At 62.7% G+C, this 15760-nt stretch carries 21 protein-coding genes and 1 other RNA gene; 14 read left to right on the plus strand and 8 right to left on the minus strand.

Annotation, left to right across the window (positions count from 1 at the left end):
* Positions 1-2 precede the first annotated feature (2 nt).
* Positions 3-683: a hypothetical protein gene (locus ABWV53_RS08605; RefSeq protein ID WP_353366674.1), complete on the minus strand. Its 681-nt coding sequence runs from the start codon at positions 681-683 to the stop codon at positions 3-5.
* A gap of 221 nt (positions 684-904) precedes the next feature.
* Here ABWV53_RS08605 and ABWV53_RS08610 point away from each other — a divergent pair, with 221 nt between their 5' ends.
* Together ABWV53_RS08610 and ABWV53_RS08615 are read left to right on the plus strand one after the other, a co-directional pair.
* Positions 905-1423, plus strand: a complete 519-nt coding sequence (locus ABWV53_RS08610) for a hypothetical protein (RefSeq protein ID WP_353364900.1) — start codon at positions 905-907, stop codon at positions 1421-1423.
* Between the two features lie 301 nt (positions 1424-1724).
* The gene (locus tag ABWV53_RS08615; RefSeq protein WP_353364902.1) at positions 1725-2147 is read left to right on the plus strand and encodes a chymotrypsin family serine protease; all 423 of its coding nucleotides are present in this window, start codon (positions 1725-1727) and stop codon (positions 2145-2147) included.
* Positions 2148-2187: 40 nt separating this feature from the next.
* On the opposite strand, the gene ABWV53_RS08620 is transcribed toward ABWV53_RS08615, so the two are convergent.
* Positions 2188-2505 (minus strand): hypothetical protein, encoded by a 318-nt coding sequence (locus ABWV53_RS08620; protein WP_353364904.1) that lies wholly within the window; start codon positions 2503-2505, stop codon positions 2188-2190.
* Here ABWV53_RS08620 and ABWV53_RS08625 point away from each other — a divergent pair.
* Positions 2504-2752: a hypothetical protein gene (locus ABWV53_RS08625; protein WP_353364906.1), complete on the plus strand. Its 249-nt coding sequence runs from the start codon at positions 2504-2506 to the stop codon at positions 2750-2752. The genes ABWV53_RS08620 and ABWV53_RS08625 overlap by 2 nt on opposite strands.
* A gap of 331 nt (positions 2753-3083) precedes the next feature.
* Positions 3084-4232 (plus strand): IPTL-CTERM sorting domain-containing protein, encoded by a 1149-nt coding sequence (locus ABWV53_RS08630; RefSeq protein WP_353364908.1) that lies wholly within the window; start codon positions 3084-3086, stop codon positions 4230-4232.
* A gap of 73 nt (positions 4233-4305) precedes the next feature.
* Here the strand turns inward: ABWV53_RS08630 and ABWV53_RS08635 are convergent, their stop codons facing one another.
* Both ABWV53_RS08635 and ABWV53_RS08640 read right to left on the minus strand, forming a co-directional pair.
* Positions 4306-4809, minus strand: coding sequence for a hypothetical protein (locus ABWV53_RS08635; protein WP_353364910.1), 504 nt, complete (start codon positions 4807-4809; stop codon positions 4306-4308).
* Between the two features lie 204 nt (positions 4810-5013).
* Positions 5014-5232: a hypothetical protein gene (locus ABWV53_RS08640; protein ID WP_353364912.1), complete on the minus strand. Its 219-nt coding sequence runs from the start codon at positions 5230-5232 to the stop codon at positions 5014-5016.
* 39 nt (positions 5233-5271) lie between these two features.
* Here ABWV53_RS08640 and ABWV53_RS08645 point away from each other — a divergent pair, with 39 nt between their 5' ends.
* The gene (locus ABWV53_RS08645) at positions 5272-5808 is read left to right on the plus strand and encodes a hypothetical protein (RefSeq protein ID WP_353364914.1); all 537 of its coding nucleotides are present in this window, start codon (positions 5272-5274) and stop codon (positions 5806-5808) included.
* A gap of 101 nt (positions 5809-5909) precedes the next feature.
* Here the strand turns inward: ABWV53_RS08645 and ABWV53_RS08650 are convergent, their stop codons facing one another.
* Positions 5910-6683: an IPTL-CTERM sorting domain-containing protein gene (locus tag ABWV53_RS08650; RefSeq protein ID WP_353364916.1), complete on the minus strand. Its 774-nt coding sequence runs from the start codon at positions 6681-6683 to the stop codon at positions 5910-5912.
* A 163-nt stretch (positions 6684-6846) separates the two neighbouring features.
* On the opposite strand from ABWV53_RS08650, the gene ABWV53_RS08655 reads away from it, so the two are divergent.
* The 9 genes from ABWV53_RS08655 (at position 6847) to ABWV53_RS08695 (ending at position 13782) form a co-directional block, all read left to right on the plus strand.
* Positions 6847-7044, plus strand: a complete 198-nt coding sequence (locus tag ABWV53_RS08655) for a hypothetical protein (RefSeq protein ID WP_353364918.1) — start codon at positions 6847-6849, stop codon at positions 7042-7044.
* Positions 7045-7317: 273 nt separating this feature from the next.
* Positions 7318-7671 carry an IS66-like element accessory protein TnpA gene (tnpA, locus tag ABWV53_RS08660; RefSeq protein ID WP_353364920.1) on the plus strand — a complete coding sequence of 118 codons (354 nt, stop codon included), beginning with the start codon at positions 7318-7320 and terminating at the stop codon, positions 7669-7671.
* Complete coding sequence (tnpB, locus tag ABWV53_RS08665) at positions 7668-8015, plus strand: IS66 family insertion sequence element accessory protein TnpB (protein WP_353364922.1); 348 nt, start codon at positions 7668-7670, stop codon at positions 8013-8015. The genes tnpA and tnpB overlap by 4 nt, the downstream gene beginning before the upstream one ends.
* A 69-nt stretch (positions 8016-8084) precedes the next feature.
* Positions 8085-9653: an IS66 family transposase gene (tnpC, locus tag ABWV53_RS08670; RefSeq protein WP_353364924.1), complete on the plus strand. Its 1569-nt coding sequence runs from the start codon at positions 8085-8087 to the stop codon at positions 9651-9653.
* Positions 9650-10171: a hypothetical protein gene (locus ABWV53_RS08675; RefSeq protein ID WP_353364926.1), complete on the plus strand. Its 522-nt coding sequence runs from the start codon at positions 9650-9652 to the stop codon at positions 10169-10171. The genes tnpC and ABWV53_RS08675 overlap by 4 nt, the downstream gene beginning before the upstream one ends.
* 406 nt (positions 10172-10577) lie before the next feature.
* Entirely contained in the window at positions 10578-11693 is a 1116-nt protein-coding gene (locus ABWV53_RS08680) for a J domain-containing protein (RefSeq protein WP_353364928.1), read from the plus strand.
* Positions 11693-12292 carry a hypothetical protein gene (locus ABWV53_RS08685; RefSeq protein WP_353364930.1) on the plus strand — a complete coding sequence of 200 codons (600 nt, stop codon included), beginning with the start codon at positions 11693-11695 and terminating at the stop codon, positions 12290-12292. The genes ABWV53_RS08680 and ABWV53_RS08685 overlap by 1 nt, the downstream gene beginning before the upstream one ends.
* A gap of 96 nt (positions 12293-12388) precedes the next feature.
* Entirely contained in the window at positions 12389-12643 is a 255-nt protein-coding gene (locus ABWV53_RS08690; RefSeq protein ID WP_353364932.1) for a hypothetical protein, read from the plus strand.
* A complete protein-coding gene (locus ABWV53_RS08695) occupies positions 12619-13782 on the plus strand; it encodes an Arm DNA-binding domain-containing protein (RefSeq protein WP_353364934.1) in 1164 nt (387 codons plus the stop codon). Before ABWV53_RS08690 ends, ABWV53_RS08695 begins: the two co-directional genes overlap by 25 nt.
* 114 nt (positions 13783-13896) lie before the next feature.
* On the opposite strand, the gene ssrA is transcribed toward ABWV53_RS08695, so the two are convergent.
* From ssrA to ubiG, 3 genes are all read right to left on the minus strand, one after another.
* Positions 13897-14283, minus strand: a transfer-messenger RNA (tmRNA) gene (gene ssrA, locus ABWV53_RS08700).
* 12 nt (positions 14284-14295) lie between these two features.
* Entirely contained in the window at positions 14296-14937 is a 642-nt protein-coding gene (locus ABWV53_RS08705) for an HAD family hydrolase (protein WP_353364936.1), read from the minus strand.
* A 32-nt stretch (positions 14938-14969) separates the two neighbouring features.
* The gene (ubiG, locus tag ABWV53_RS08710) at positions 14970-15683 is read right to left on the minus strand and encodes a bifunctional 2-polyprenyl-6-hydroxyphenol methylase/3-demethylubiquinol 3-O-methyltransferase UbiG (protein ID WP_353364938.1); all 714 of its coding nucleotides are present in this window, start codon (positions 15681-15683) and stop codon (positions 14970-14972) included.
* Positions 15684-15760 lie beyond the last annotated feature (77 nt).

Here is a 15760-nt window from a genome sequence, read left to right on the forward strand (position 1 = left end):
TGTCAGTCCTCGCCGTGCTCGGGATCGCGCGCCACAGGCTGGAATGCGGACGACCCGCCGCCGGCGATCGCCTGCAGCATCTTGGAGAAGGCATCAGCTGGTGCTGCGCTCTTGTCGTCCATGCCGAACGCCAGCCGCTCCATGTCCACCAGCTTCTGCAGGCTCTCGGCCAGCACCTTCATGGTCTTCGACCGCTCGGGCAGGCTGATGACCGCGTAGTACAGCTCGTTCAGGCGGTCGCGTCCGGTTCTCTCGTCTGGGTTCTCCAGCAGTTCGCCAAGCTGGCTCAGCAGCACCAGCGTGTCGGGATCGGTCTGCTTCTTCAACTCATCCAGCAGAGAATTGGTCAGTCGCCGTGCGCGGTGGATGTCGCGGCGGTGCGCCAGCCGCACGTCGGCCACTGCATGCGCGTTGGCATCCACCACGGCCTGCTCCCGGATTCTGGTATCCGTGGATACCTCGCTGGATACCGCCGCCTTGGATACCAGCGCGTCCGCCTTGGCGTGGATCTTCTCGGACAGGTCGCGCTCCCAGCCGTCGCGCTTCGCCCGCTTGTTGATGGCGCCGTGCGTGATGCCGTGCTCTTCGGCAATCTGGCGCAGGGGCTTGATGCCGGCCCGGTAGTCCAGCGCGATCCGTTCCCAGTCGGCTGCGGGCTTCTCTGCTGTCCTTGCTTGTTTCATGAAGCCACGCTGCCACGCTTGGCACGGCGAAATGTCAGTCACAGGTCAAGAACTATCTATTGACCAGTGCTGATTTAGATTTTTGTTTTTGCATCCTGATGTATTTTTGTAGGAATCTGACTCTTATCTGCGTCATTATGTGTACACGTTTTAGCGAGGGAGTTATCGCGTAACCCGACGCTGATCCGTCATCTATCACCACAACTAAAGATTGGACCGAAATGAATTTTTTTAAAGCATTCCTTGCTGTGAGCGCCCTACTGGCTGCACTCTCAGGTCAATCTATTGCTCAAGAAGGCCCGTTTCACACCAAGAGCGGATCTGCAACCTACCATACCAGTGAAAAGAAGGCCCTCCGCGCCGCCGGACTGGAAGAGTATGTGAACAAAGAAAATACGAGCGAGATAGATGGCTTCGTCAGAAACAGAGCAAAGATCGAGGCTCTCAACATTGAGTCATTTGCTGGCGGCTGGATCGAGTACGACGCAAATTTGAAAGCTCAGCAAGTTTTTGCCTTTGCGGGTCAAGACAATCCAATTCGCAACGTGAAACTTGAAGGAAAGTTAAGCTTTATTGCTGTCAAATTTAGCTTGAAGCAGCTGAAGTCGCTTCGCGAGCAAATTTTCAAAGATTTCGAACACAGTGAGAATACGGCCAACCAACTAATATTCGGCATCGGCATCGACGAAAAAGCTAACAAGCTCTTGATTTCAGCCAGAGAAGAAAATCACAATTTATAACATCCTGGTTAAAGTTGACGGGAATTCCATTAGAAGCACTAGCACTTGAAAAAGGCGGACCAATTAATCTGATGGGCTCTCTATTTGGAGGCTCACCCATCGTCGCCTCCAACGACAGCACTTCAGCAAACGCTCCCTGCACTGCGGGGTTCAACGTTATTGTCGATGTGGTTTATCCAGGCACTATTACAGCAGGGCACTGCATGCATTACAACAAGCTTGGAATAAAGCATATTTTGGGGATAACTTTACGAAGGGCGCCTACATAAGCGACTTTTTTGCGGATGGATGGCTCGACAAAATGGATGCCGCCATATTTGGCAATACTAATTTCGTGTACACCTTGCACAAAAAGATTTTCACTGGCCTCTCAACTGTCGCCAGCGTAAAGCCTCCACGCGGACTTGCCGCCAATGAAAAGGTATGTACGTTTGCATATACAAGCGGCTGGCGCTGTGGCACCATGACATTTCTTGACTGGGAGTACTTTGTCGGCCCTCATAAAACGAATTTGGCTCGTGCAACCTTTTGCGGTGCGCCTGGAGACTCGGGCGGCCCAGTTGTAAACGAAGGGAAGCCAGCTTTAGGTATTTATGTCGGCACCACTGCTTCGACAAACAGTACCACTTGCGGAGCAGTCTTCGGGGACCAAGCTGACTCAGTATTTCAGCCCATAATGCCATATCTGGCACGCTATCCCAACGTCACCATAATGTCCGAATGACAGGTCGTTGGCGGTTCCATAGACATCTTTGAGACGCCTGTCAGTGCTTACTGGTGGCACAGAGGTATCTGTGAACCGCCCGTCTCCTTGGTAAGTCGATCTCTTCAGCAAAGATCAACCCGGAGCGCGCAAGGTATATCAGCGCCCAGTCCACCTCCCCCTTCGACCGCCCCAGCGCCAGCACCAGCTCCGCATGGAAGAACCAGCGCCCCGGGCTCCGTTGCAGGAAGCGCAAGAGCACGTCCGTCCCGCTGCCCGGCCGGATCACGCCCGCCGGCCGCGGGTTGGCATGGCGCCTCTTCTCAGGCCCCTGGCGCGCGCCCAGGTGGTCGGCCACCCATGCCATCGGCTCGTTCATGGTGCTCACAGCTGGATCAGACCTCGACGCGAAATGCTTCACCCATGCCCATCGCACCCACCGCCTGGCGCGATTCGTCACGCGCCCGGGCGACCAGCGCGCCCTAGCCTGCAGCGGCGCACAGATCGATCAAGCGATGCAGCATGTGCTGCCGCTTTTCTTTCTTGGCCTCTTCGTGCAGGCGAACGATCTCCGGCCGCAGTTCGTAGATCTGGAGACGAAGCCCCGCGCGGCGAGCCTCCAGTGATGCCCGGAGGCCAGCCGGGCAATGCACCCGGTCCACCAGATAGGCCCGCTTGTGCTAGGCAAGCTGCGCCTCGACTGCCAGCAGCTCGTGGCGCCAGCTCTTGTACCGGCCAATCTGCTCGTTCACTTCAGCCCTTCAAATGGATGTTGCCGCAGCAACATAATTTTTTTTCGGCAGGCTTGTGTAGGTTTTTGACTACGGCTTTGCGCTATCGGTGGTTGCGCTTGGCTCTCCCTAAGGATTTATGCGCTGAAGCGACATCGAAGCAATCGCGATCGAGGAAAAGATTGTTAACATTTATTAGCAATCCGCTATCACTCCTACCAGATCAATGCTCTCGGTCATCCTTTCCAAGCGAGCGGCACTTGCGACGCTCCTGGCTGCCATCGCAACCACCAGCTACGCAAACCCATTTGTGGAAACCTTTGGCAGCAGCCAGACGCGTCAACGGTCTCAATACGTACCGCAGTTCGCAGCGTCCGGCGCCGTCAGCTACTACCGGTTCGCCGACCCTCAGGGGTCCACGGTCGAAAGACAGGTGGATGATGGTTATTACGCTGTGATTGATCCGTCACAGATCATTCCGACCGGCGGCGGTAGTTGGTGGGCAAACGGCAACACTGGGCCTGCAAATACCTTGCGCGACCACACCGGCGCTGGCGCTCCTGGCGGGTCCGTTTTGGTCGTGAATGCGGGGAACACCACCAACGCGCTGTACCGTCGGATTGCCACTCTGCAGCCGAATACGACCTACACAATGGTGGCTTGGCGTTACATCGTCGCGGGGCCGACCAACCTCTCGTTTGAGATTCGTGAAGCAGACGACACGCGTCAACTGAGCCTTTCGCCAAACACAACGACTCCAGACGCCGGCACTCAAGCAGGCCAGTGGACGCACCTGAGCTGGACGTTTCACACCAGCAACTGCGCTGTTGCGCAGTACGCAGTGAATGTGAAGAACAATTCGCCCGTAGTTTCAGGAAACGACCTGTTCCTGGACGACATTTCGCTGCAGCCAGACCAGACCGGCGTCGTTCAGAGTAACGTGCCATGTTCGACAACGACGGTCCCGGCTGTGACCGCAGCAAATGACTCAGGCTCAACCCCGCCAGGCCAGCCGCTGACTATCAACCTTTTGGCGAATGACTCGTCTTCCAACACGACGACTGCGCCGTTGGGCACGCCAACCCAAGGCGATGTGACCGCGCAGCATGGATCGGTGGTGTTCAACCCGGATGGCACGGCGCGATACACCCCAACTGCCGGCTATACGGGCACCGACACCTTCACCTACAACATCTGCACGGTGGCCTCCGCCCAGAACCCCTCTCCGACGTGCGCGAGCGCTTCGGTGACGGTTAACGTCGCCGCCGTGGCTGCCCAGCCCGCATCGGTTCCTACCCTCTCGCAGTGGGGCCTGATCGTCCTCTCCATGCTGCTTGCGATGTTCGGCCTCGGCCGAGCTAAGCGTCAGAACTGAGGATTCGCACACCGTAGAAAAAGCCCGCAGCTGCGGGCTTTTTCTTTTGCGCTGCTTGGCCTGGATGGGACGCCTATTTGGCGCAGACACTCCCGAGAACCTCGCCGGTTTCCGGATCGATGGGCAGCGCCGCCCACTGCTCAAACGTCATCGGGAAGGTGACGCCCAATTCGGCCGCCGCCCAGGCGCACACCCTGTCGATGTAGTCGCTGTAGCGGCGCACTCCCAGGTCTTCGGTGCTGATTCTCTGTCGGCGACGCGACTCGCGGCCCGTCAGCGGGTTGACCGTAGTGACGGTCTTGTGGCCCAGGAATTCGCGTCGGCAGTGCTCCTTCCAGACCGCGAGAGGGAACGCCTGCCCGTTCAGCCGGGCCTGCGCAGCGATCGACCTGAGCACCACGCCGTGCAGGTACTTGCGCTGCTTGTCCGTCTTGTCGTCCTCGTACAGCCGGGCCTCCACCACCAGGCGCCGCCCCGCCTTCAACTGCTCGCCGGCCCAGGGCAAGAACGCGCCTTTGCAGTTGGCAGCACCCTGCTGGGGGTTGTGCCACGTCGCGCGGAACAGGACGTCAGCCATGGGCCAGCTCCTCGAAGAGGTCTCGCGTCTGCAAGTCCCGGCTGCCCCTCTTGGGCCACCAGCCAGAAAGAATCCGCACCGCGCCAGCCTTCTTGCGTCCCAACTCGACCAGCCCAGCACGGCGGGCGCAAGTGCTGCCCACCGGCAGACTCCCGATGAACAGCGTCGGTGCGAAGACGGGTCGGCCGCACAGGCAGCAGCGCATCACAGCACGGCCTTCCGATACGGCCAGGCCACCATCGCCGCGTCGCGCGCGTGCTCGTTGCTTGAGCCAACCCAGCCGGTAACAGCCTCGAACCGCTTCGCGTCCAGCTTCGCGCCCTTGCGTGCCGGGCTGATGCCGTGAGCCGGCACGCCCAGCTCGCCGCACACTGCGGTAATGAGGCTGCACCACGCATCGACCTGGCCCACATTGCGCGCCATCTTCGCGCTGGCTGCGCCACTTTTGACCCGAGTCCAGGTGTGACTCTGGAGCCTCGAGTCCCCGACGCTGCGCAGCTGGTGCTGAAGGCGCCGGACGACCTGGCCGCGATCATCGCCAACCGCGTGACGGAGGCCGAGCGCCGCGCGCAGAAAGTGGCCGACGACGCGCTGGAACGGCAAAGGCTAATCGACGCCGAGAAGGAGGCGCAGCAGAGCATTGCGGAGGCCCGCGCCGCGAATGCGTTACCGGCGCCCCTGATGGACGCGCTGAGCGACTTGGCGGCCGACGTGAAGAACGACGCGGTGGCCGGCATCGACGCTCAGACCGCCATCGGCGCGGCGCAGGCGAGCGCGGCCACGGTCGGGGGCGACACGATCACGCTGGGCCGGATCAACGCCCTGCTTGCCCCGATCAAGCTGGACGCCGCAGGGCTCGAGGCGCTGGGCTTCGCGGTCACCCGCCTGAGGGCTGCGGTCCACTTCCCTGCTGCCTTGTTCCCGATGCTCTGCCGCGCAGTGGCGAAGCGGGCGACTGACGCGGCGGCAGCGGGCGTGACCACGGAAGTAGCTACCTGATGGCGTTTGAGCCGTGCAGCTCAAAACTGTGTGATAGAGCGCTGCGCGAACTCGAGCCGCTGCAGGATCTGAGCAGGGCTCAGCACCAGCGCTGAGATACGTTAGCGCCGGCGCCGGACCCCTGCCAACCCAAACAGCGCAAGAGCCGCAGACATGACGACCAACCCCCACTGGTTCAGAGTGGAAACACTCTGCGGCGAAGCTGCGGGGGGCGCCGCATTCAGGTTTTCGTAGCGAACGAAGTCGACCACGTAGGTGGAATCTACGTTGGGGTCATTCGTCTGATCGCCGAAAAGAATCACGGCCGAACTATTGTTCGATGTAGACAGATTCTTTGTCAGCAGCGGAGTGGCTGTGCCAGCGGCGATGTCGCTGTAGGAAGCGTCGACGTACACGTTTATAACGCCGTTCAAATAGCGAAACACGTAATCATGGAAGACGGTAGCATCGTTGGGAGCCGACGCGGTGTCGTCTGCCCAGCCAATCCTGGAACTGTCGATGTAAAGCATGCTGGCTCGGTTCGCCAAGTTTCCGAACGGAGCTTGAAAGGTGTCCACAACGCTGAACATCAGCCCAGCGTCCAACTGGTTGTGCGGATCGACGGCGAGAGCCCGCAACCTGATCGAAGTGATGAAGTTTGCGCTCGACACTGCGAGTCGATAGGTTTGGACCTCGCTTGTTCGGCCCCCTGTCTCAGTGGTGGTTGAGAACTGCGTGGTGCCCGTCCCTACTGTCTCGGTGCCGCCGATGTTGTACTTAGTCCATCCCTGCGCTGTCGGAGCTGCACTGCCGTCGTAGATTTCGACTGGAGCAGCAAAGGCTGTAGTCCAGGCAGTGAAAAGCATGGCAGCGGCGCTAGCACGTTGGGATTTCATGATTGCCCTGCGGCGGACTAGTGGGGATGTAATGATTATGAAACAACCTCTGTCAGTTTCTTTAAGGCGTCCCTACGGCAGACAACGACCTTGTCGGACAAACTGATTCAAACCGATGCCGGGGAATAGCTCTAAGCACCATGCCTGACTACAGGAGACCGACATGATTCCGAGCCAGCCGACGAAGCATCAGCAGATGGACCACCAGCAGGCCACCACACCAGAAGAGCAGAGCAAGCGCCCCCCGGTTGCCCAGCAACACCCCAACGCCCAAGTGCACGCCGAGCCTCACCCGCCGGCGTTCGATGAAGCGGAGGACGAGCTGGACGATCCGGTCGGCGACCGGTCCGGGAACGGCTGAACCTCTCCCGCTCCATTCCTCCAAGCCCGCCTCGTGCGGGTTTTCTTTTGCCCGCATTGCGGGCTTTCTTGTTTCCGGAGCCCGCGTGAAGCCCCGAATCCGCGCCTCCTTCAGCGGGGGGCGATCCAGCGCAAAGATGTGCGAGATCTTGCAGCGTCGCTACGGCGATACGGTAAGTGTGGCCTCACCACCCCATTGATGCCGCGGCCCTGAGGGCCGAGGATGTGTGTCCATATGCAGGACTCTGGACACACCCCTGAGTGGGCCGGCCCGATGGTTGAGCGCACGATGCGCAATGGCAAGCGTATCTATACCTCGGTCTTCAAGGCCTGGCTGGTGAAGCAGGCCCGCGTGCCGGGCGTGTCGGTCTCCGGCCTTGCGGTGCGCCATGGCGTCAACGCGAATCTGCTGCGCCACTGGATGCGTCTGGAGCACTGGGGTGCGCCTGCGCCTGGCCCCGTGCTGTTGCCCGTGACCGTCACGCATCCTGCGCCTGCCCCGGCGCCGACTCCGGTTGCCGATGGCTCGGCACCGATAGAGATCGTGCTGGGCGAGGCCACCGTGCGCGTTCCCGTCGGCGTGGACCTGCAGCACCTGCGCCTTGTCCTGCATGCGCTGCGCGCATGATCGGGCCGCCTGCCAATACTCAGGTCTGGCTGGTGGCCGGCCACACCGACATGCGTAAAGGCTTCGACGGCCTGGCCGCGCTGGTGCAGACGGCCCTGGCGCAGAGCCCGTTCAAAGGTCACGTATTCGTCTTCCGCGGCCGCCGCGGCGACATCGTCAAGCTGTTGTGGTTCGACGGCCAGGGCCTGCTGCTCTTGAGCAAGCGGCTGGAGCGAGGACGCTTCATCTGGCCGCAGGCAACTAGCGGCAGCGTAGCCCTCACGCCCGCACAACTGTCCATGCTGCTGGAGGGCATCGACTGGCGCATGCCGGTGCGCACGCACCACCCCGAGTTGGCGGCATAGCCACACGCGCTTGCTGTTGGTGGCATTACCGATTGCCCAGGGCATGCCCTTGCGGCACAGTTGGGGCCCGTGCCGACACAACAGCCCGCCGAGCCCCACACCGTCGAAGGCTTGCTGCGCGTGATCGAGGTGCGCGATGGCGAACTCGCTGTGCTGCGCCTGATGGTGGACAAGCTCAAGCTGCAACTGCTGCGCCGCGCGCGTGCGCAGTTCGGCACCTCCAGCGAACAGTTGCAGGCCAGCTTCATCGACGAGCAGGCATTGCCGGTGCCAACCTGCAAGCCGGTCGACACCAAGGCCGAGGCCGCCAACGCATCCACGCTTGACCGCAGCCTGCCGGCACACCTGCCGCGCGAAGCGCAAGTGCACCGTCCCGAGACGAACACCGCGCACCACGATGCGGCAGGCCAGCCCTGCGGCTGCACCGCCTGTGGCGGGCGGCTGCGCCAGATCGGCCAGGACGTCTCCGAGCAGCTGGCGTACGTGCCGGCACGCTTCAAGGTGATCCGCCATGTGCGACCCAAGCTGGCCTGCGTGCGCTGCCAGTCCATCTTCCAGGCCGACACCGCTAGCCGCCCCATCGCACGCGGCCTGGCCGCAGCAGGCTTGCTGGCCCACGTGCTGGTGTCCAAGTATTGCGACCACCTGCCGCTGTACCGGCAAAGTGGCATCTACGCGCGCAGCGGCGTTCAGCTCGACCGTTCCCCCATGGCTGGCTGGGTCGATCACAGTGAGCGGCTGCTCGCGCCGCTGGTGGCCGCGCTGGGCCGCTACACACTGGCCGCGGCCAAGCTGCATGCCGACGACACGCCCGTGCCGGTGCTGGCACCAGGCCAGGGCAAGACGCGCACCGCGCGTCTGTGGGTCTATGTACGCGACGACCGGCCCGCCGGCGCCACGGAGCCGCCGGCGGCCTGGTACCAGTACACGCCGGACCGCAAGGGCGAGCATCCACAGCGCCATCTGCGCCACTTCCATGGCGTGCTGCAGGCCGATGCCTACGGCGGCTGGGGCAAGCTGTACGACAGCGGGCTGGTCACAGAGGCCGCCTGCTGGGCCCATGCGCGCCGTCCGTGGTGGGACCTGTACCTGAGCACCGGCAAGGCCGAGGACTCCATCGCCGCCCAGGCGCTGCAACGCATCGCGGCTCTGTACGCCGTGGAGAAGCAGGTCCGTGGCCAGCCACCGGATGTGCGCCGAGCCCACCGCCAGGCCCGCGCTGGACCGCTGCTCGACGAGCTGCACGCTTGGCTGAGCAGCCTGGTGGGGCGCGTGTCGGCCAAGTCCGATCTGGCACGCGCCATCGGCTACACCCTCACGCGCTGGCAGGCACTGACGCGCTACCGCGATGACGGACGCATCGAGATGGACAACAACGCAGCCGAACGTGCCCTGCGCGGGATAGCGCTGGGCCGGGGCAACTACTTGTTCATGGGCTCGGATGCAGGCGGCGAGCGGGCCGCCGCGATCTACAGCCTGGTGCAGACGGCCAAGCTCAACGGGCTCGATCCCGAGGCTTACCTGCGCGAGGTGCTGGGGCGCATTGCCGATCACCCGATCTGCCGGATCGAGGAACTGCTGCCGTGGAACATCGGCACGCGCGAGGCGGTGGGCGACGAACAGCGACGCGCCGCATGAGCCGAGGCGTCGATCCGCGCCTGCTGGAACTGCTGAACAACGCCAGCAGCCTGCAGCTGTTCGAGCTGAGCACCGTCATCGAGCGGCTGCTGGCCGATCCACGTCGCATCATTGCCGTGCGGGTGAACCTGCACCTGGGCCAGACAGTGCGCTTCCTGGACTGGCGCGATGGCAGCCTGCGCGAGGGCAAGGTGCTGGCCATGAAGGACACGCAGGTCGTGCTGCAGGACCTGCGCGAGAGGCGCGAATGGAAGCTGCCCTATACCGCCATCGAGCCACAGCCCACCGACGCCGGCCGAACGCAGCAAGGCGCAGCGGCACAGCCCGAGCCGAGTGCGCCAAAGCCTACACGAGAGGACTTCCAGCGCGGCGACAAGGTGGCCTTCGAGGACAAATACCTGCAGACGGTGGTCGGCACGGTTGTGCGGATCAACGAGCGCACTGCAACCGTCGATGCCGGTAACGGCAACTCGTGGCGAGTGGGCTTCGCGCTGCTGCGCCGCGTGCTCGACATCTGAGCTTGCGCCGAACGGCCGGGGTCAAGAGGGGCCTTGGCGCCACGCTTACGCGATACGCACGAGATCGTCTACACCTTCGCCAACACGTCCTGGGAACACCGTGACACGCTGCGGTTCGCTGATGCCGTAGACCGCTGGCTCGGACTGAATCTTGTCTGGCTTGAGGCCGTGGTGCACCCAGGGCGAAAGTCCTGCACGCACCGTGTTGTGAGCTACGAAACGGCAGCTCGCAACGGAGAGGTGTTTGAGGCCGTGGTGGCTAAGTACGGCCTACCTAATCAGGTCTTCAAGCTGTGCACCCGTGAGCTCAAGACTAACGTGATGGACTCATACGCACGGTCCATCGGCTGGGCGCCTGGCACCTACGAAAACCGCCATCGGAATCCGAGCCGACGAGCCGCGGCGCGTGCGCCGAGAAGTGGCCGAACGCGAGCGAATCATCTATCCGCTGGTAGATGCTGCGCCGGTCGACAAGCAAGACGTTCTGGACTTCTTTGAGGCATTTCCCTGGAATCTTCGCATCCCAGAGCACCAAGGCAACTGCTTCGGCTGCTACAAAAAGTCAGACGCCAAGCTGCTGCGTCTGTACCGCGAGGACCCGAGAAACTTCGCCCTGCCTGTGCGCCTGCATCAGCTCTACCGCAACGTCGGGCCCAACAACGTGCTCGGCCCCCGAAAGATGTACCGCGGCTACTGCAGCGCACCGGATCTGGTCGCCGAGTTCGAGGCAGCGGGTCCAGCTTACCGCCCCCCGATTACCGATGGCGGTTGCTCCGAATCGTGCGAGCTGTACGAGACCGAGCAACTCGATCTCTTCCCTGCCTGCCCCCCCCCCCCGCCCCACCCGGGGCACAAACCATCTGGAGGTCGCATGGCCATCACCGCATACCCACTCTCATGGCCGGCGGGCTGGAAACGCACGCTCGACGCATCCCGCACGCAAGGCGCCTTCGGCTCCCGGAAGGAAAGCCGGTACGGCTTGACCCAGAAGGAGAACGTCACCATCGCCGAGGCCACCGGCCGGTTGCTCGCAGAGCTGGAGCGCATGGGCGCCGCGGAGCGCTCCATTGTGCTGTCCACCAACCTGGTGCTGCGCCAGGACGGCCTGCCACGCTCCGGCCAGGCCGCCCCGCGCGACCCGGGCGCGGCTGTCTACTGGACCGATCCATTCAACGGCCACCCGCGCAGCATGGCGATCGACCGGTATACGAAGGTGGAGCAGAACATCGCGGCTCTCGCCGCTACTGTGGAAGCCATGCGCGCGATTGATCGTCACGGCGGCGCCGTGGTGCTGGAGCGGGCCTTCACCGGCTTCTCAGCCCTGCCGGCACCCATCGTCGCCGGGGTGGCCCGGCACTGGCGCGACGTGCTGGGCTTCAAGCCCGACGCGCGCGTGACCGCGCAGGCGCTGGCCGATCGCTACCGGGTCCTTGCATCCGCCAACCACCCCGACCGCGGCGGTGACGCCGAGCGGATGGCCAAAATCAACCGCGCCCGCGACGAGGCGCTGAAAGAAATTTAATGACCACTACCCCCACCCAGCCCGCCACCGTGCCGAAGGCGCTTTACGTCCACCCAAAACATGGCCCGCTGTACGACTTTGCGAGCATGCATGCCTACGCAGTCGCTTTCTGTGCAGCAGCCCCAGCCGAACCTCCGGAGGTCAGCTCCGAAGGTCAGCAACCCAGCTCCGAAGGTTCGGCGCTCCAGATCACCCGGGTCGACAACGCGGAAGGCGGGGCAATGTCCGTCGTGCGTTGGCAAGTCGAGACGCCCGCCGGCTGGGTCGGCGCGTACCACCGGGAAGCTCTGGAGGCCCTGATCTGCCCGACGATGGCAAACGACATCCTACAAGCGCAGGCTGAGGGCCGGATAGCCCACAACTACGCAGGACTTTGCCCAGACCAGCAGACAGGGCATGACGCCAGGGATTCCGCATGTAAGGTGTGCGCGGCTCTCGGCTCAGCGCACGTAGTTCAGGCGCCCGCCGGCCACATCCCGCAGCCATACATCGTGGCCGAGATCCGCGCCCGCATTGCCAGCAGAGACTACAACGCCGAGATGCTGCTGCAGCACGCGATGATGCATCTGTCTGCCGACTCTGACTCACCGTCAGCCTGACCACGCCGCGCGCGCCCGCCGCGCCCCCCCTTCACAAAACCTCCAGCCCGCCTTGAGCGGGCTTTCTTTTGCCCGTGAACGGCCAAGGAGAAGTCCATGACAACCCAACGCACAATGCCCGCGTCCGCCGCTGGGGGCGGCACCGCCAGCGCCTCGCCTAACGAAGGCGACTACCGCTGGGTGCTGCTGGCGGAGCACTGCCGCCGCACCGGCGAAACGTCGCAGATGGTCCACACTCGCCGCAAGCGAGGGATCTGGCTGGACGGCAAACACACCAAGCTGGCCAGCAAGAAGCGGCTCTACGTCAACGTCGAGGAATACAACCGATGGGTCGAAAACCAGAAGCATTGAGCCTCCCGCCGGGCGTGACGATCCGGGGCAGTCGTCTCCAACTGGCCTTCAGTTGGAACGGCCAGTGCCGGGAGCTGCTGCCCGAAGGGCCGATCACCAAGGGCTCGATCCAGTACGCGGCGAACCTGCGGGCGGAGATCAAGCGGAAGATCGACGACGGAACGTTCGTCTACGGCGACTACTTCCCGGACAGCCCGAAAGCGAAGCAGGCCGCGCCTGGCGCCGAGCTGATGGAGGGACTGCTGGCCGACCAGCTGGAAACCTACCGCCGGCAGGTTGAGAACGGGCAGATGTCACCTGCCACATTCCGCGGCTATGCCAAGGCGATCAACGGCGAACGGATGCGCCAGTGGCACGGCCGGAGAGTTCGAGAGGTGACCCCCAGCGACCTGCGAGAGTGGATTGCCGATATGGACTGCACCAGCAAGGCGATCCGCAACACCCTGATCCCTCTGCGGAGCGTGCTCGAAGATGCTCTCAACGACGGGAAAATCGACTTCAACCCGTTCGAACGGATTGCGCTGGCGAAGCTCATCCGCCAGACCGCCAAGGCCAGCGACTACGTCATTCAGCCGTTCACTGCTGAAGAGCGAGCAGTGCTGCTCGGCGCCTCTCGTGCGGACGAACGGCCGATGCTGCAGTTCTGGTTCTCCACAGGTCTTCGGCCAGGGGAACTGCAGGCGCTGGACTGGCAGCGGGTCGACTTGGAAAAGCGCGTCGCCAGGATCGAGCTGAACCAAGTGGTGGGTGTCGTCAAAGCCCCGAAAACCGCTGCGGGTATCCGGGATGTCGATCTGAACTCCGATGCGCTGGCCGCGCTGAGAGAGCAGCGTCTTCTTTCCGCTGGACAAAACAGCAGGGTGTGGCTGAATCCTCGCAACGCGCAGCCATGGGAGACGGACGCCCAGATCCGGAAAACTTTGTGGATGCCCTTGATGGCCCGGGCCGGCCTGCCCTACCGTAACCCGTATCAGGTCAGGCACACCTTCGCGTCAGCGCTGCTGACGGCCGGTGCGAACCCCTGGTACGTGGCCCAGCAGTTGGGGCACGAGGACGTGGAGATCGTGTTCCGTACCTACGGCAAGTTCATCCGCGAGGACTACCAGAAGCCGAAGGCGATCCTGGAGGGCGTGTCCTGACCCGTGTGAATTGCGGTGTGAATTTGGTGTGAGCCGCACGCCAAAACACGCCAACAACGTGGCAAAAGAAAACGCCTGCCAACGACGGTTGTCATTGGCAGGCGTTGGCTGAGGTGGTGGAGCTGGCGGGAATTGAACCCGCGTCCGCAAGCCTTCATCGGGCAGATCTACATGTTTAGCGGTCTGTTTTGGATCTCGCTACCGTTGTCGCGCAGTCGCACGCTACAACGGCGGCCAGCACCCTATTTTCTTACCTCGACCCAAGGTACCCGGATCGAGGCCAGCCCATGTAATTATCCTTGCAGCCGGGAGGCCCTGATTGCTCAGAACCCCCTTGCCCAGCCCATCGGCCAACTGTTGCAAGGCTCACTGGCAATTAAGCAGCGAGTGCGAAACGTTCGTCGTTTGCAGTTAGTTTGTCGAATGCAGATTTACGAGCGCCAATCAAGCTCGACATGCACCACACCGATTCCGAACCCACGTCGAAACCAGGGCAGCCCCAGGCTTCCTATCTTAGTCCAGTCCCAGCACTTTCAAGAGCTCCAGCGGAGATTTAATCGCCGCGTCGGCGCGCCACGACTCCAGGGGCAAGGCGCCCAGGTACCCGTACGTCGCAGCGACGGTCTTCATGCCGGCAGCAAGGCCCGCCACGATGTCCCGCTCGTCGTCACCGACATAGACGCAGGACTGTGGCGCGACCCCCAGCCGCCGCGCCGCTTCGAAGAGCGGTTCGGGATGTGGTTTGGAAAACGGCGTGGTGTCGCCGCTCACCACCGCCTTGGCCGAGGCGAAGAGGGGCATGGCCCGCACCAGAGGCTCGGTGAATCGCGCCGCCTTGTTGGTCACCACGCCCCAGGGCAGGCCGCGCCGCTGCAGCGCAGCGATGAGTTCGGGCACGCCGTCGAAGGCATGGGTGCCATGCAGCAGCCGGCTTTCGTATCGGACGAAGAACTCCTCCCGCATCGCGGCGAAGTCGGGATGGTCAGGCGTGATACCGAAGGCGACGGACAGCATGCCTCTGGCTCCAGCGCCCGCCATGGGCCGGTAGTCCGCAAGCGGCAGGGACGGCAGGCCCCGGTCGACCCGCAATTGGTCGGCCGCGGCACCCAGGTCGGGCGCGCTGTCCACCAGCGTGCCGTCGAGGTCGAACAGCACCGCCTGGCAGTGTGCGAAGGATGGAGAAGAGTTCACTCTGCGAGGCGCCGGGTGGCGAACAGGTAATTCACGCTGGTATCGGCGCTCAGCCAATAGCGGCCGGTCAGGGGGTTGTGCTCCAACCCCCGGGTCTGCGTCACTTCCAGTCCGGCCTGGCGGCAGGCATGGGCCAATTCATTGGGCTTGAGAAACTTCGCAAATTCGTGGGTGCCACGCGGCAGCATTTTCAACACATACTCGGCACCGACAATGGCCAGGAGAAAAGCCTTGGCGTTACGATTAATGGTGGAAAAGAAAACCCAGCCACCGGGTTTCACTAATTGTGAACAAGCTTTCACTACCGATTCTGGCTGTGGAACGTGTTCCAGCATTTCCATGCAGGTCACCACATCGAAAGAGCCCGGTCGCTCGGCAGCGAGGGCTTCCACGGCGATTTCCCGGTACTGGACGCGCGGCGTCTCCGCCTCCAGTGCGTGCAATTGGGCGACCCTCAAAGCCTTGGTGGACAAGTCGATGCCCATCACCTCGGCCCCGCGGCGGGCCATGGAATCCGCCAGGATTCCTCCGCCGCAGCCTACGTCCAGCACGTCTAGCCCCTTCAACCCCGCCAGCTGATCGATCCAGTCCAGCCGCAGAGGGTTGATCTGGTGGAGCGGTTTAAACTCACTCTCTACATCCCACCAACGGTGAGCCAATTCGGAAAACTTGGCCAGTTCGGCCGGGTCGGCATTGACGTGTTCACTCATGGCCTGGATTGTCCCACCAAGGAAAAGCCGGACATAAAAAAAGCCCCGTTTCCGGGGCTCTTTTTGGGATCGGTCGA

The sequence above is a fragment of the Acidovorax sp. FG27 genome, assembly GCF_040365715.1.
Taxonomy (GTDB): Bacteria; Pseudomonadota; Gammaproteobacteria; order Burkholderiales; family Burkholderiaceae_C; genus Paracidovorax.